Below are 13439 nucleotides of genomic sequence, written 5' to 3'. Positions count from 1 at the left end.
ATATTAATACGTGTTGTGTATTTACCTATCGAAATTGCCCATTTATGTGACTAGTACACACAGCTATATGTCTAACATAAAAAGATAATCACGCCCTCGCAGTAAATTTTTGTTATACTCACATCATTGATTCAAGAACTTACGTAAAGCAGTCTTTCCCTTTGATAAAATACGATTTACATAGCCACACCACATACTCAGATGGTCAGCTATCAGTCGAGCAATTGTTACACCGCGCGGTTGAGAAAAACATAGATGTGTTTGCAATTACCGATCACGACACGTTAAGTGCGATAAAACCAGCTCGCCAAGTTATTGCAGATGATAATTTACCGCTTAAATTAATTGCTGGCGTTGAAGTATCAACAAAATGGGAAAGCTTTGAAATTCATATTGTTGGCTTAAATGTTGATGATGAAAATGACTCACTGTTGTCATTGTTACAGGCGCAACAAGCCAAGCGTGAAGAGCGCGCAACCGAGATAGGTCGTCGCCTTGCTAAAAATGGTTTTGAAGGCATTTATGACCAAGCAAAAACATTTGCAGAAAACGCCCAGATCACACGCGCGCATTTTGCCCGTGCACTGATTGAGCGTGGTGTTGCTAAAAACTTCCCGGGGGTATTTAAAAAGTACTTAGGGCGAGGAAAAACAGGCTATGTACCAAGTAGTTGGTGTGATATGCAAACCGCAATTGCTGCCATTCACCAAGCCGGTGGAGTTGCTGTACTTGCACATCCTGGGCGTTATCAAATGTCTAACAAATGGCTACGTAAGTTAATTATTGAATTTAAAGACGCAGGTGGCGATGCGATGGAAGTTGCACAACCACAGCAAGCACCCAGTGAGCGCCAGTTTTTAGGTGAACTGAGTCGTGAATATGGCTTACTTGCGTCACAAGGGTCAGATTTTCATTTTCCGACCAGTTGGTTGGAGTTAGGTAAAAATTTATACTTACCAAAAGATTGCCAAGGGGTTTGGCAAGCATGGGAAGGGCAATAGGAGCGTGTAATGAGTCAGTTTTTTCATATTCATCCAGATAATCCGCAACCACGCTTAATCAGCCAAGCGGTTGATATTATCAAGCAGGGCGGTGTTATCGTATACCCAACCGATTCGGGTTATGCACTTGGCTGTAACATTGGTAATAAGCAAGCAAAAGAGCGCATCGAACGTATTCGTGGTATTGAAAAACACCATAACTTTACTTTGGTATGTCGCGACTTATCAGAGCTATCTACTTATGCTCGCGTTGATAATCAGTTATTCAGATTAATTAAAAATAACACCCCTGGGCCTTATACTTTCATCTTTAAAGGCACTAAAGAAGTACCAAAGCGTTTATTAAACGAAAAGAAAAAAACCATTGGTATTCGTGTTATCGAACACCCAATCACCTGTGCTTTATTGGCTGAATTAGGTGAGCCGTTGATGTCGTGCTCTTTAATTTTACCGGGTGAGCAATATACCGAGGCTGATCCTGATGAAATTCGCGATCGCATTGAAAAGCAAGTTGATTTAATTATTCATGGTGGTTATCTTCCTGAACAGGCAACCACAGTAATTGACTTGTCGGATGATGATATCGAAATCTTACGTGTCGGTTGTGGTGATACTAAACCATTTGAGTAGAGACTTCATTGACTAGCCCAGAGCTTGACGCGCCAGATAATTTACAAGAGCCAGTACAGCAAAAGCTGCCACTGGCTTTTTTGCATGGCAAAGCGGTGGTCGATAAACCTGAAGATTTATATATTCCACCCGATGCGTTGGAGATCATTTTAGAAACCTTTGAAGGTCCTCTCGATTTACTTCTGTATTTAATCAAAAAACATAAACTAGATGTGCTAGAGCTCTCTATTTTTAGCATTACTGAGCAATACGTTAGTTATGTTGAAATGATGAGTGAGTTTCAGCTTGAACTGGCTGGTGAATACCTTGTCATGGCAGCTTTATTAGCACAAATTAAATCAAGATTATTGCTACCAAAACATGAAGAGCTTGAAGAGGAAGAAGACCCACGAGCTGAGCTTGTAAGACGTTTACAGGAATACGAACAATTTAAAAAAGCTGCCGAAAACCTTGACGAAATTCCTCGCGAAGGCCGCGATATCTTTGTAGCCGAAGCAATGGTGCCAGAATTTGGTGAGCGTGAGTTACTGTTACCTGACGTTGACATGAAAGACTTGTTAGTTGCACTAAGCGACGTTATGGCCCGAGCTAAAACATTTGAGCACCATCATATTACCGCAGAGGCTTTATCGACCCGTGAACGTATGAGCTTAATCTTAGATAAGCTCTCAGAAGCCCAATCACAGTTGCCTTTTAGTACTCTTTTTACGGTAGAAGAGGGCAGAAGTGGTGTTGTAGTTACCTTTATCGCCATGTTAGAACTGGTGAAAGAAAACTTGATCAGCTGCTTTCAGGTAGATGCCAATAGCCAGATATATGTTGGTTTAGTGGAAGAAAGCGAATAGCTGGAAGCTAAAATTTTTCTGTTTAAAGCTTTAAGTGGTTAGATTTAAGTTTCAAAATCTGTGACTTCTTCATGGCAAGTAGGTCATCACCAATCAAGATAATCACTAAAGTGTGCTTTGTATCCTAATAAATCACTTAACTTACAAAGTGTTAAACAATTGCACCAAGACTCAGTAGCTGATAAGTTGGTTTTTCCCATTTTGGGGTAAGCCTACTATTAAGGAAAATATAATGAAAAAGTTAGGAATGCTACTGTTATCTCTCGTTGCATTTGGAGCCTCAGCTGCAGAAAATTTGCAATTAGACCTTAACCTTTATTTGAATAATCAACTTGTAAAAACGCACGTTGTTAAAACTGAAGAAGACAAAACTCAAACAGTGACTGCAGATGATATTCTTAAATTTGATGTAACCCCTACATTGGACGAGCAAATTGTGACACTAACATCAGCACTCTATAAATTTGAAAATGGCTCTTACAATAAATTTCAGGAAACTAAGTTAATGGTAAACCTTAACGAACCTGCAACGATTGAGGTTGGAACTGAGGGTGTTGAAGTGTACAGGATTGAAATAACAGCAAGTAAAATATAATTGCTAACTATCTACCCAGGTGTTTATTGAAAATACTAAACACCGAGTAGTGCAAGAAATCATTAAAATGACTAAGTAGTGAACTAATAAAAAATAGATTTCAATAAACAAGATAAAAAGTACCTAAAATGCTTGATTTGAGTATTTTAAGGGCATTAGCTCCTAGGGGAGAAAATGAATACACTAGAAGAATTGAAAGCTCACTCACCAAATTGTTTTTCGAATTTCGTATTAAAGAGTTTAGAGCTACCACAACTTCAACTTGATGAGCTATTTGTGAGCAAAGCTGTTCATTGTAAATGCGGGCACGATGCTTATTCTGTTTTAGGCTACAAAGAAGTTGAAGTTAAGGGTTTCTTTCGCAAACGAGAAAATGTGAACATTCTACCTCCGATATACCTTGAATGTTTAAATTGTGGTTCTGTGCAATTAATTTTTGACCCAGAAAAATATGGGTGGGATGGTATCAATGGCGATAACGCAAATGTTGTCGGTAAAGGAAAGCCTGTTCCTCTTGGTTTCGAAGGCAAGGTTGCTATTTTATACAGCTATCAAGGTCTAGAAAATTACGTGGATATTTCCTCGGAATTTGGTAGAGATATGTTTGATACTTTTGGTTTGTATATTTATAACCATAATAAGCTAGAGCCTATTATTAATTGTGAATGCGCATAATTTGCGATTCAGATTTGAATCAATCTACTTAGATAGTGCGATTTTAGTATTATTTAATTCACTGATTAGCAAACGGAAATTTTAAGGAAAGCAGATGCAAAGTAAACACTTTACAATCAAAACCATGACCAAGAAGGAAGTCGAGCTCATGATTGATTGGGCTGCAGCAGAAGGCTGGAATCCAGGCCTTAATGATGCAGAGTGTTATTTTGCTGCTGATCCTGAAGGATTTCTGGTTGGTTTTCTTGGCGATGAGCCTATTGCTACAATTTCTGCCATTAATTATCACGATGCATTTGGCTTTATCGGCTTTTACATTGTTAAACCTGATTACCGAGGCAAAGGTTACGGAATACAAATTTGGAATGCCGCGTTAAAGCGCCTTGAAGGGTTGAATATCGGCCTTGATGGTGTGGTGGAACAGCAAGAAAACTATAAAAAGTCTGGTTTTAACCTGGCCTATCGCAATATTCGTTTTGCAGGAGTCGGTGGTGGTAATTCACGGCAAAATTCAGATATTGTTGATCTTGCCACTGTGCCATTCGAAATTATTGACGCATACGAACAGGCTTTTTTCCCAGTAAATAGGGCAAACTTTACTAAAGCCTGGTTAAGCCAACCCCAATGCGACGCTTTGGGCGTAATGAGCAATGGGGAATTGGCAGGATACGGGGTAATTCGCAAATGTCAGAACGGCTTTAAAATTGGCCCTTTATTTGCCGACTCACCAGAAGTGGGTGAATCTTTGTTCCTTGCTTTAAAATCTAAAGTGACTGCATCTGAAGCTATTTTCCTTGATACGCCAGAAATCAATCAAGCTGCTGTCGCTTTGGCACAGAAATACAACATGCAGGTGTCATTTGAAACCGCCAGAATGTTTACCGGCGAATGTCCGAGCTTGCCATTAAATCGTATTTTTGGTGTCACTTCTTTTGAAATCGGCTGAGTTAGATTTAGAATTAACTTATATCTCCCAATTAAACTTTACTAAAGAGTGTGTATTCCATTGTCTAAGATAGTGAGGTTATCTCTATATTAATTGTCATAATGTGTGTTACAAGCAGGCTAAAATCTTTGGGGGGGATAATGATTAATAGTGTAATAGAAAATAAAATAAATGAAGTTATTAACTTGTATTGTGTTCGCCAAGCAGTTGGTAATAGCACATCCTTGAGTTTAGGCTTTGGAAAAAAAGATAACGAAGCTAGTTCTGGAGAGTACCGTGAATGGGAAATTGGAACATATTCAAGTAATTGGAGAGTTATTAAAAATAAACAGGTAATTTGTGCATGTTTAGATGACGTTGAAACAAATGAAGAGCTAGATGAAAAACTTAAAACTATCAGTTTTGGTTCAATTAGGGCTGTATCTCAAAATGATGTTGGCGACGTAACTTTATCTTTTGATAACTTTGTTCTTGTAGAAATTCTGTGTTTATCAGATGAGGACGACGAAATGTTTCATGTTTTCTGCCCTAATTCAGAATATATTGAATATAACCCTTGCTCAGGTTGGAGAATTGGTCGTTCTGACTCCCCTTGGAGGTAATGATTTGAAACCACAGCCAGCAGAAGTTGGCTTTGTTTTTTTGGTGAAAAAAGTCGAAATTGCCTATATCAAATTACCGTATAGTACCTAACACCTTCTGTCTTTTTCCTTTCCACTTTCCCCTTTCCCCTTTCAACTTTGCCTAAGGGTGTGCATATACGCACAGAAGCTGTTCGTTTTACGCTATTTTCATTATATAAATCCTAAGCTAAGCTGTACTTAGTTTCGTAATTCTCATAGGAAATGAGTATGTTAAAGAATTCAAAGTCAAGTTATGGCTGGGTGGCCATCTTAGTGCACTGGTTAATGGCACTTGGGGTGTTTGGTTTGTTTGGCTTAGGCGTGTATATGGTTGAGTTAACCTATTATGATGCATGGTACAAAGGCTCTTTGGATTTACATAAAAGCGTGGGTATTACCTTAGCGGCATTATTGTTGTTTCGTTTTGGTTGGCGCTTGTTAGGTACTCAACCTGAGCCTGTTGCTGGTAGCTCAAAGGCAATGAATCATGTTGCTCACTCAGTACATAAACTGATTTATTTAGCTCTAATCGTTATTGTGACATCGGGCTATTTAATTTCTACGGCTGATGGCCGTGCAATTGAAGTATTTAATTTATTTGCTGTACCGGCATTACCAGAGTCGGTCGCAAACCAAGAAGATATTGCAGGTAAAATTCACTTTTATGCCGCGTATGGGCTAATAGCTGTGGTTGTTTTACATGCTTTAGGGGCACTAAAACATCATTTTATCGATAAAGATAAAACCTTAATTAGAATGATCAAACCATTGAAGGATGATTAATATGAAAAAATTACTATTAGGCACAGCACTAAGTGCTGCACTTTTCTCAACAGCAAACGCAAATTGATCCAAGTTAAGAAAACTAAATAATAAAAATCGCGAAAAATACGGGATAGGCTGGGATGACTTGGGATTTAGTGGGATAACATTTTAAACAGTCTTTCAAATATTGAAAGTTTGGAGGGGCGGGCAATATTGCTAATGCCCACCCAATAAAATCTAAATTGCAGCCTTATTGAAGTTTTGTATTACCTTATACTTTATATGTTCGTTTGTTGCTTCGATGATCTCAATTCTGGCACCTTTGTAGCCAATCACTTTTGAAGAGTCTAGATCGTATTCCACATCGTTATTAAACGCAGGTCTTGCGTGACTATTTGAAAACTCACGATAGCCGATGTTTACTTTACTACCAACCTTACCGCTATAAATTAATGTCTGCTGAAAAGAGTCATGCGTCAAGATAGGTTTTTTACGTCTCTCAAAGTTTGCATTATCTGTACATGAAGCAGCGTTAAATGCAGTTATCACACAAAGTTCTTGTGTGCCTTTATAAGCCATTACTGCTCTCCAAGGATCTGCGATAGCCGCTTTATCTACCATACCACCTTCATTGTCATTACTCGGCATGTAGGTTTCAGTGTCTTTATCTTCTCCCTTCTTAATGTAATAGCCAGCATGTAGGTCATACGCCCAACTAACTTCTACTTTATAAGGTAAATATATAGCATCATGTTCTGAGTATTTCCCCTGCCTAAGCATGACATCGCCGACATACGCAATATTTACACTGTCAATTGCAGGCTCACTAATTTGAGTCGACACTGGGATATAGTTGTAATCTGGGGAGGCGCATCCACTAAGAACAGCTGCACATGCAATGGCTAAAGTTGGTTTCCAATTTGATTTTGACAAAAACATATATAGTTCCATTTATTGTAGTTAATGTAGTTGTACATATTGTACAGCTGCACTTAGTTTAAGATATTTAAAGTAAATTATCACTTGAATAAAAAAACAACAGGGAAAATTTAGGTTAATTTTTGCCATAAAAAAGCCCCTTGCGGGGCTAATTGGTTGGTTAGAACAGTTCAGGTTGTATGCGCTTTGATTCGGCTGCATGTATGGCCCGAACAATTTGATAGATGCGTTGTTCAGAATATCCATATTTCTTAGCAAGCTCTGTGTGATTATTACCGCGAAAGTCTTGGTAAATTTGGTTGTGCTTAAGTATGGCATCAAGCCCAACACCTTTAGGGATATAAACACTCATACCACCACACTGGTGGCGAAAGTCATCGACTATTAACGTTGCCAATTTTGTAGCTTGTTCTTCATCGACTTTATTCTCTAAAAGCTTACGTTCTATCGAGTCAAGGAGTACTAATAGAGTTTCAGCTGTTTGCGCTTTGCCACTCATGTTACCTCCGGTATTTTGCTATATTCTCTTGCCACTTGCGGGTTGACTCTTCTAACGTTTCTGGTCGTTCGGTTCTTACTTCGATTGACTTGTTAGCAGATACAACGGTTTGCTTAGGGTGGCTCTGAATAAATTTTTGCTGCTCAGTCTCAAGCACCTTTTTAAGGTAGGCATGATCATCACCCATACGTCGATAGCCATGGCGTTGCCAATGATCACGAATACTCGTAACGGTAATGTTTAATGACTGGGTGAATACTGCTAAATCAAACTCTTTGGTTAGCTCAATAACATCTTTGCTAATTTTTAATTGTCTAGCGCTCGATAGGTCTGACTTATCAGGCGTAAACAATTGAACATAATTAGCAAGCGCAGCACTTGCTTGACCTGGTAATGCTGTATAAATGCAAAGCAGCTCGTCAGATGCTTTATTAATAGCTACTGCAGATATATCTAATAGACCACGACAATGCGGGCATTTAGCGAGCTTTTGCATTACTAACTCCCTTTATGTCATCTGAAGACTTACCAAAGCGGCGAATAAACTCGTTGCAGTCTTCATAAGCTTGTAGCAATTCTAAATAGCGAACACGTTGCATGTGTATAGGCATATTTAAACGGCTAGCTTGTAACTTGGTTTGAATAGCAAACATTTCGCTAGGTTCATCAAGCTCATCTGTTTTTAGCTCTTTGTAGTAGCGTAAAACAGCGGGGATTTTAACCATCATTGCTTGTTTCATTAAGCGTAAGTGGTAGCGTTTAAGGCGCTCAATTAACTGGTTGGCTATTGGTACCATCCAATCTAGTCGCTCAATCTCTTTGCCATCATTTAAGCCTTTTGATTGCTTAGCAGCCCACTTTTCAAGAGCAATGTAACTCCCGTTCTCGATTAACTTATGGGCTTTCATTACTGTCCAAACTTGACCTAGCTTTTTAAGTAATGGCTCTTTATCAAGTAATGCCTGGTCTACTTTACGACGTACAGGTTTTTTCTTTTTAAAACCGAGCTTTTCCATGCCTTTGATTACTTTGTCTAACTGCTTTTTATCCATTTGCGTGGTGCTGTCACAACCAGCCCAAGCTTTTAAGTTGGCGCGATAAACATCGTCTTCCATATTCAGATCACGCTTAGCAATTTGGATTAATTGAATTAACTTTTTCATTGGTCCTCCAAGGCCGCCCGAAGGCGGCTAATCGTTAAGCAGATTGGTTAATGGGTTGATGCACTGCTAAGGTTTCCTCTTTAATAAACTCAACCTTTGATTCTGCATTATTGATTTTGGCTTTGTTAAAGCTATTCAAAGCCTTTTTGTATGATGGCGATGTGACCATAGGGTAACCATTCACACGCACTCTAAATGTTTCGGTACTCATGCTGGTTGCTCCGTTTCAGTTAGGTGCTCAATAGGCACATGAACAGGTTTAATAAAGAACTGTTCTTTTTGGTTAAATGTTATGCCTGGAATATCTTTAATTTTTTCACGGTGCTTGATAAGGCCAGGCTTATTAACGGATGTTTTAACGCTGAGTAGATCTGATAGCTTAAGTTGTTCTTGTAGCTTTTTAAGAGCGTCAATTACATCTTGGCCGTTCTTCACTGTTACTGATAACGGTGGTGTGCGAGTGCCAATTTCGCCTACATCAAATACACGCGACTTTTTACCTGCAGGTACTATGTCTTGCTGGTTTGCGGTAAAGAAAATTTGTGCTGATTTACTCAGTACTTTAATTTCGTTGTTGATCGCCGTTGTTTTATCTTTTAAAGACGCTTTGGCATCTTCAATAGTTTGGTTCGTGTGAGCTGTGGCAATTTCTAGTTCGGTTTGCAATTGACCAATCCGAAAAATTGTTTGCTCGAGTTCTTCTGAGCTGCATACAGACAGCATATCATCTGAATTTACGCGGCGGTTTGGTTGTTTAGCCATGGCTTTCATCCTTCATGTTATGGATTTGGTTTTCAAGTTTGTGGGTCGCATCTTGCAATTGCGCTAAGGTATTAAGCGCATCTTGCTTACGGCCCGATAAAATCTCGCCATTAACCAGCTCAGTAAGTTGTGCAATGGTATAAATTGTTGGCGCGGTAGTACGGGTAAAACGTTGAGTGCTAATTTGGGCTGTTGCACTATTCATGATTACTTCCTCAAGCTGCTTTTTCTTGAAGCCAGGCACGCGCATCTTTTATAACTTGTTGCGCGTCATTGCCTGTGAATGGCAAACCAATATCACCAATAACAGCTTGTGCTTTTGGTGTTAGGTTCTCGATAGTTATGCGGGTAGTCACTTCAAACTGAAGCAAGTACTTCGCACGTTCTTTCTCTGTTTCTAACTGGCTTAGTAGTGCTTTGTTAAGCTCAGTAATTGATAAATAGGCCATCACTAAACCCTCACGTATTCTTCAGCTAACTCAGCCGTAATACGCTCTTCACCTACATCAGCGGCTTCGTTCATTAGGTTTTTCATTAGCGTGTTAACGTTGAGTGGATAGCTCATATCAACCATTTCATCCGGTCGGCCTGTTGTGCGGCCAAACTTGCGAATACCACGTAGTGCTTGTTGCATCTTTTCGATAGCGGCAGGCTCTATCACTTTTTCTGGTACCAGATTGGCGGCTTTAAGTTTGTGGTCGATGTACTCTTTTAACTCGGTACCAAGTGGCGGCACTTGTAGCTTATTTACACGGTATGCAAATTCGCGCACGTTCATTGAGTTAAGTACTTTGTCGAGTTCGGTTTGGCCGATGATGCAAATGCCAATTAACTTAGTGAAACCTTCGCTTAGCTCCCACAGCACTTTTAATTGCTTAATGGTTTCTTCATCTAAGCGGTGGCCTTCATCAATAAGCAAAATGTGACGGTTGCCAGCGTTGCAGCTGCGCGTTAGTTCTTCACGAATAATTGCATCACGGTCTTCGCTACTACGTGGCAACTTAGAAATGTTCAGCTCACGACAAATAGCCTCACTTATGGTGTTTGACGCTATTTGCTTTTTATCGATACGGGCTGGACGAATAACACGAATGTTCGGATGCTTTGCGCGTATCTCTTCAATGGTAAAGTTCATCATCACTGTTTTACCACTGCCGCACTCACCGACAATCGCCATTAAGGTACCAACTTTTGCACAGTTGATAATTGACTCAATTACATAACGTTGCTGTGTGCCTAAGTAAACGTGATCAATGCTGTAAATCTCGTTATCCCATGGGTCGCTAAGAACCTTAAAATGTTGTCTTGCTCGTGGTGTAAGCATTTTTGCCTCCGGTGTTTCAAATACAATGTGCCCGTTAATTGAATCTTCATGACCAATGATCAGACGTCTGGTTTTATTGCTATGCTTCCACTGGCTGCCAGTGGTTACTGCATTGCTGTGTGGATCATCCAAATAGATTTGGTAAACGTTGCTTTCGGTTACTAAGCCATTCTCGATTGCATAGCGCTCAAGGCCGCGTTTAACTGCTTCGCGGGTTTTTTCGCGTTTAGGAAATTCAGACTTAGTCACAATTTTGTTCAGCGTTGCTTCGCTGGTTTTTACATCAGCATGTAGGTCTAACCACTGCACTAACTGCTTGTAAGTGATATTGCGGTTCGCCATCATGCGGCCTAGTTTTATCTTCCAGGTCTTTTGGCTGATCTTCTTTTTGTGCTCATTAGGTTCGTTCATGCGGACTATTAACCTCTTCTAATGGCATATAACCTTCTTCAGGATATTCAGTGCAGTGAACAGTCAAGCCTTGGTAAACCTCACCGTTTTCTAGTTGCACCTGTTTATCAACTGTGAGGGTGTGTTCAGTTGCTAAGAAGTCCGCTTCAGCAGTACTAGTAAATGCACCAGTTCCAATAAAGATCGGGTTTTGCACACGGATTCCTGCAAAATTACAAATCGATATGATTTGCTTGGTTGATAGGGTTAGTTCTTTCATTAGGCCACCTTCCTGTATTGGTTTGGATAAGTGGCGAGTACGCGCTCAAAAAACTCGTCGCGTTCTTTTTCGTCATTGAAAATGTACTGGCCTTTTTCGTCGGCAAGTTCAGTCCAGCGCTTTGCATCAATAAGCTTTACATGCACCATGTACACTGTACGTGTACGGCCAGATACAACGTTAAACGGTGCGCGCTCTGCTTTGCGTAGTTGATGTTTTTTACTGCATCCCATGGTGGTTCTCCTAACGGGTAAAATTAACCACGTTTAAGTGGTTTGGTTTGTCTAAGGTTGCTAGCTCGTCAAGTAAGCTAGGTAATTGGCTTGCCTCGATACTGCGATCAGCAAGGTATGTTTTTTCTTCGGGGGTAATTGGTGTGCCGCGCTTGGCCACAATGGCTTTGCGTAAAGCAACACCGCTTAATCGGTTAGTTGGTTGCTGCAGGCCTGTATCAACTTGCTCACCACGAACACGCATAAAGTCCGGTGTTTGCAGTTCGTTTAAATGGCTATGCGCATCGAGTGCACCACCAAAAGGCACCGCTTTTTTGCCGCGTTTGGCTTTTGCTATTTGCTCATCGCTCATGCCAGGGTAAGCATCACGCTCAGCTTGTTTACGAGCAGTATCAATGGCGGTGTCTTTAGGCGCTTTAATTTGTTCGCCAATCACAGCCCCAGTAATATCAAAGCCAGCTTCATCAACTTCTATTGGTGCAACAGTGTGTATTTGCTGCTCGCCTTGGTACTTGCAGTACACTAAAATTTCGCCACGCTCAGAGAGCGCCATAGGTAGCACAAGTACTTTTAGGCCTTTGTAAATACCAACCAAACCATCAAGCGCATATTTTTGGCTGCGTTTAACAGTAGGGTGTACAAAGGTGATCGATAGGTCTGGTTTAACCGTGCGGGTTTCTTCTTTATGAGTCAGCAACCAACGACAAATGTCTTCGCTTGGTAGGTCACGTACTTTGCCGTGTGCCATACGTTTCATCCAAAACTCATAGCGGCCTTTACCATGGCGGCTGTGTTTTGCTGAATAGTTAGGTATTTGGTCGGCGTTGTATGCGTTTTGCCATGCAATAACACGTTCGTTTAGTTCTGCTACGCTGTTTACAGGCTCAAACATCAAACGTGATTCAAATAGCTTCTCAACTAAGTTGTTCGCGTTTTCTACTTGGCCTTTCGCGCGAGCGCGGCCCACTTCATGATCAATCACATCAACACTCAGTGCATCAAGTGCGCGAATAACAGCCCCAGCGGTGTTTGCTGAGCCTTTATCCATTACTAAAATGTCGGGTAAACCACGCATTGGGCACTTTTCATCATTGTGTAAGCCCCAGCACCACAGCAAAAAGTCATATAGGTTTGCCATGGTTTCACCTGCGCTTTCGTAATAACGAACACGCACTGCACCAGAGTAATGATCGGTAAGAACATAGCGCCAAACGCGTAGGTTCTTTATCTTTTCAAGGTTCTCTGGCTTGTTTTTATAAAACTCGTCATCGCTCATAAAGCGCTGAACACGGCCTTTTTTGCCACCAGGTGGGTAGTAAATTAAGCATAAGCTCGGATCTACTTGGTGTACGTGGTTTGGATAAAGGCTACGTAACTGCACATGTGCTGTGCTTTGGTTAAGCATTCTTGCTGTGGCGTTTTGCTCACGTAATAACTTACGCACTGTGCTTGCGCTTTTAAACTCACAGCCATTGGCCGCTAAAATGCTCATAGCATTTGGCGTTTCAACGATTTGTTTGCCATTTTTACGACTGCCTACAGCCAGCATGGCTTTTAGTTTCTCGAGGCTTTCAGGGTCTTGGCTGCTTTGGCCTTTATCAGCTCGCGCTTTACGGCCACTGCTGTAACCGAGTTTTGCTAACTCACGGTAGAAGGCATCTTTACTTAGCCCTAGGCGCTCTTTAGCTTCAGCTAAAATATTGCCTTTTTCGCCGTGCTTTGCGTTTTCGATTCGCTGTTTAAAACCAAGTAAAATATCGTCAGCCATG

Annotated in this window: 20 protein-coding genes; 8 read left to right on the top strand and 12 right to left on the bottom strand. The window is 40.6% G+C overall.

The genetic code is table 11. The features are described 5' to 3' along the window. Nucleotides 1-161 precede the first annotated feature (161 nt). The 8 genes from NH454_RS15620 (at nucleotide 162) to NH454_RS15585 (ending at nucleotide 6098) form a co-directional block, all read left to right on the top strand. A complete protein-coding gene (locus NH454_RS15620; RefSeq protein ID WP_135925220.1) occupies nucleotides 162-1001 on the top strand; it encodes a PHP domain-containing protein in 840 nt (279 codons plus the stop codon). A gap of 9 nt (nucleotides 1002-1010) precedes the next feature. Beyond that, nucleotides 1011-1631: an L-threonylcarbamoyladenylate synthase gene (locus NH454_RS15615; RefSeq protein ID WP_055021149.1), complete on the top strand. Its 621-nt coding sequence runs from the start codon at nucleotides 1011-1013 to the stop codon at nucleotides 1629-1631. 8 nt (nucleotides 1632-1639) lie between these two features. Next, nucleotides 1640-2476 (top strand): segregation/condensation protein A, encoded by an 837-nt coding sequence (locus NH454_RS15610; protein ID WP_253039624.1) that lies wholly within the window; start codon nucleotides 1640-1642, stop codon nucleotides 2474-2476. 232 nt (nucleotides 2477-2708) lie between these two features. After that, nucleotides 2709-3071: a hypothetical protein gene (locus NH454_RS15605; protein ID WP_253039623.1), complete on the top strand. Its 363-nt coding sequence runs from the start codon at nucleotides 2709-2711 to the stop codon at nucleotides 3069-3071. A gap of 174 nt (nucleotides 3072-3245) precedes the next feature. Further along, the gene (locus tag NH454_RS15600) at nucleotides 3246-3746 is read left to right on the top strand and encodes a hypothetical protein (protein ID WP_253039622.1); all 501 of its coding nucleotides are present in this window, start codon (nucleotides 3246-3248) and stop codon (nucleotides 3744-3746) included. Between the two features lie 94 nt (nucleotides 3747-3840). Next, nucleotides 3841-4692, top strand: a complete 852-nt coding sequence (locus NH454_RS15595; protein WP_138557344.1) for a GNAT family N-acetyltransferase — start codon at nucleotides 3841-3843, stop codon at nucleotides 4690-4692. 140 nt (nucleotides 4693-4832) lie between these two features. Then, nucleotides 4833-5294, top strand: coding sequence for a hypothetical protein (locus NH454_RS15590; protein WP_253039620.1), 462 nt, complete (start codon nucleotides 4833-4835; stop codon nucleotides 5292-5294). Nucleotides 5295-5543: 249 nt separating this feature from the next. Beyond that, the gene (locus tag NH454_RS15585) at nucleotides 5544-6098 is read left to right on the top strand and encodes a cytochrome b (RefSeq protein WP_063529650.1); all 555 of its coding nucleotides are present in this window, start codon (nucleotides 5544-5546) and stop codon (nucleotides 6096-6098) included. A 219-nt stretch (nucleotides 6099-6317) separates the two neighbouring features. Here NH454_RS15585 and NH454_RS15580 read toward each other — a convergent pair whose 3' ends face one another. The 12 genes from NH454_RS15580 to NH454_RS15525 form a co-directional block, all read right to left on the bottom strand. Beyond that, nucleotides 6318-7019: a hypothetical protein gene (locus NH454_RS15580; RefSeq protein ID WP_085065475.1), complete on the bottom strand. Its 702-nt coding sequence runs from the start codon at nucleotides 7017-7019 to the stop codon at nucleotides 6318-6320. Nucleotides 7020-7179: 160 nt separating this feature from the next. Beyond that, on the bottom strand, nucleotides 7180-7518 hold the full coding sequence (locus tag NH454_RS15575) for a Mor transcription activator family protein (RefSeq protein ID WP_029773211.1): 339 nt from the start codon (nucleotides 7516-7518) through the stop codon (nucleotides 7180-7182). Nucleotide 7519: 1 nt separating this feature from the next. Then, the gene (locus NH454_RS15570) at nucleotides 7520-8014 is read right to left on the bottom strand and encodes a hypothetical protein (RefSeq protein WP_253039618.1); all 495 of its coding nucleotides are present in this window, start codon (nucleotides 8012-8014) and stop codon (nucleotides 7520-7522) included. Next, nucleotides 7998-8681, bottom strand: coding sequence for a regulatory protein GemA (locus NH454_RS15565; RefSeq protein ID WP_253039616.1), 684 nt, complete (start codon nucleotides 8679-8681; stop codon nucleotides 7998-8000). Before NH454_RS15565 ends, NH454_RS15570 begins: the two co-directional genes overlap by 17 nt. 34 nt (nucleotides 8682-8715) lie before the next feature. Then, nucleotides 8716-8892 (bottom strand): hypothetical protein, encoded by a 177-nt coding sequence (locus tag NH454_RS15560; RefSeq protein WP_253039615.1) that lies wholly within the window; start codon nucleotides 8890-8892, stop codon nucleotides 8716-8718. Beyond that, the gene (locus NH454_RS15555) at nucleotides 8889-9443 is read right to left on the bottom strand and encodes a host-nuclease inhibitor Gam family protein (RefSeq protein ID WP_253039614.1); all 555 of its coding nucleotides are present in this window, start codon (nucleotides 9441-9443) and stop codon (nucleotides 8889-8891) included. Before NH454_RS15555 ends, NH454_RS15560 begins: the two co-directional genes overlap by 4 nt. Further along, nucleotides 9436-9648 (bottom strand): hypothetical protein, encoded by a 213-nt coding sequence (locus NH454_RS15550; protein ID WP_253039613.1) that lies wholly within the window; start codon nucleotides 9646-9648, stop codon nucleotides 9436-9438. The genes NH454_RS15555 and NH454_RS15550 overlap by 8 nt, the downstream gene beginning before the upstream one ends. 10 nt (nucleotides 9649-9658) lie before the next feature. Then, entirely contained in the window at nucleotides 9659-9892 is a 234-nt protein-coding gene (locus tag NH454_RS15545) for a hypothetical protein (RefSeq protein ID WP_253039612.1), read from the bottom strand. 2 nt (nucleotides 9893-9894) lie between these two features. Next, entirely contained in the window at nucleotides 9895-11178 is a 1284-nt protein-coding gene (locus NH454_RS15540) for an AAA family ATPase (RefSeq protein WP_253039611.1), read from the bottom strand. Further along, nucleotides 11165-11437 (bottom strand): hypothetical protein, encoded by a 273-nt coding sequence (locus NH454_RS15535; RefSeq protein WP_253039610.1) that lies wholly within the window; start codon nucleotides 11435-11437, stop codon nucleotides 11165-11167. Before NH454_RS15535 ends, NH454_RS15540 begins: the two co-directional genes overlap by 14 nt. Beyond that, nucleotides 11437-11670: a hypothetical protein gene (locus NH454_RS15530; protein WP_029773201.1), complete on the bottom strand. Its 234-nt coding sequence runs from the start codon at nucleotides 11668-11670 to the stop codon at nucleotides 11437-11439. The genes NH454_RS15535 and NH454_RS15530 overlap by 1 nt, the downstream gene beginning before the upstream one ends. 10 nt (nucleotides 11671-11680) lie before the next feature. Next, nucleotides 11681-13438: a hypothetical protein gene (locus tag NH454_RS15525; protein WP_253039609.1), complete on the bottom strand. Its 1758-nt coding sequence runs from the start codon at nucleotides 13436-13438 to the stop codon at nucleotides 11681-11683. Nucleotide 13439: the final 1 nt, after the last annotated feature.

The sequence above is a fragment of the Pseudoalteromonas sp. Ps84H-4 genome, assembly GCF_024124645.1.
In the GTDB taxonomy this organism is placed as follows: domain Bacteria; phylum Pseudomonadota; class Gammaproteobacteria; order Enterobacterales; family Alteromonadaceae; genus Pseudoalteromonas; species Pseudoalteromonas lipolytica_C.
The sequence above is the reverse complement of the archived record's forward strand: the minus strand, read 5'-3'. Positions and strand labels throughout refer to the sequence as shown.

What these genes read in the sequence shown, in the direction of transcription:
- NH454_RS15615 (WP_055021149.1), top strand. Translation starts at nt 1,011, where the DNA reads ATGAGTCAGTTTTTTCATATTCATCCAGATAATCCGCAACCACGCTTA.
- NH454_RS15605 (WP_253039623.1), top strand. Translation starts at nt 2,709, where the DNA reads ATGAAAAAGTTAGGAATGCTACTGTTATCTCTCGTTGCATTTGGAGCC.
- NH454_RS15600 (WP_253039622.1), top strand. Translation starts at nt 3,246, where the DNA reads ATGAATACACTAGAAGAATTGAAAGCTCACTCACCAAATTGTTTTTCG.
- NH454_RS15595 (WP_138557344.1), top strand. Translation starts at nt 3,841, where the DNA reads ATGCAAAGTAAACACTTTACAATCAAAACCATGACCAAGAAGGAAGTC.
- NH454_RS15590 (WP_253039620.1), top strand. Translation starts at nt 4,833, where the DNA reads ATGATTAATAGTGTAATAGAAAATAAAATAAATGAAGTTATTAACTTG.
- NH454_RS15585 (WP_063529650.1), top strand. Translation starts at nt 5,544, where the DNA reads ATGTTAAAGAATTCAAAGTCAAGTTATGGCTGGGTGGCCATCTTAGTG.
- NH454_RS15580 (WP_085065475.1), bottom strand. Translation starts at nt 7,019, where the DNA reads ATGTTTTTGTCAAAATCAAATTGGAAACCAACTTTAGCCATTGCATGT.
- NH454_RS15575 (WP_029773211.1), bottom strand. Translation starts at nt 7,518, where the DNA reads ATGAGTGGCAAAGCGCAAACAGCTGAAACTCTATTAGTACTCCTTGAC.
- NH454_RS15570 (WP_253039618.1), bottom strand. Translation starts at nt 8,014, where the DNA reads ATGCAAAAGCTCGCTAAATGCCCGCATTGTCGTGGTCTATTAGATATA.
- NH454_RS15565 (WP_253039616.1), bottom strand. Translation starts at nt 8,681, where the DNA reads ATGAAAAAGTTAATTCAATTAATCCAAATTGCTAAGCGTGATCTGAAT.
- NH454_RS15560 (WP_253039615.1), bottom strand. Translation starts at nt 8,892, where the DNA reads ATGAGTACCGAAACATTTAGAGTGCGTGTGAATGGTTACCCTATGGTC.
- NH454_RS15555 (WP_253039614.1), bottom strand. Translation starts at nt 9,443, where the DNA reads ATGGCTAAACAACCAAACCGCCGCGTAAATTCAGATGATATGCTGTCT.
- NH454_RS15550 (WP_253039613.1), bottom strand. Translation starts at nt 9,648, where the DNA reads ATGAATAGTGCAACAGCCCAAATTAGCACTCAACGTTTTACCCGTACT.
- NH454_RS15545 (WP_253039612.1), bottom strand. Translation starts at nt 9,892, where the DNA reads ATGGCCTATTTATCAATTACTGAGCTTAACAAAGCACTACTAAGCCAG.
- NH454_RS15540 (WP_253039611.1), bottom strand. Translation starts at nt 11,178, where the DNA reads ATGAACGAACCTAATGAGCACAAAAAGAAGATCAGCCAAAAGACCTGG.
- NH454_RS15535 (WP_253039610.1), bottom strand. Translation starts at nt 11,437, where the DNA reads ATGAAAGAACTAACCCTATCAACCAAGCAAATCATATCGATTTGTAAT.
- NH454_RS15530 (WP_029773201.1), bottom strand. Translation starts at nt 11,670, where the DNA reads ATGGGATGCAGTAAAAAACATCAACTACGCAAAGCAGAGCGCGCACCG.
- NH454_RS15525 (WP_253039609.1), bottom strand. Translation starts at nt 13,438, where the DNA reads ATGGCTGACGATATTTTACTTGGTTTTAAACAGCGAATCGAAAACGCA.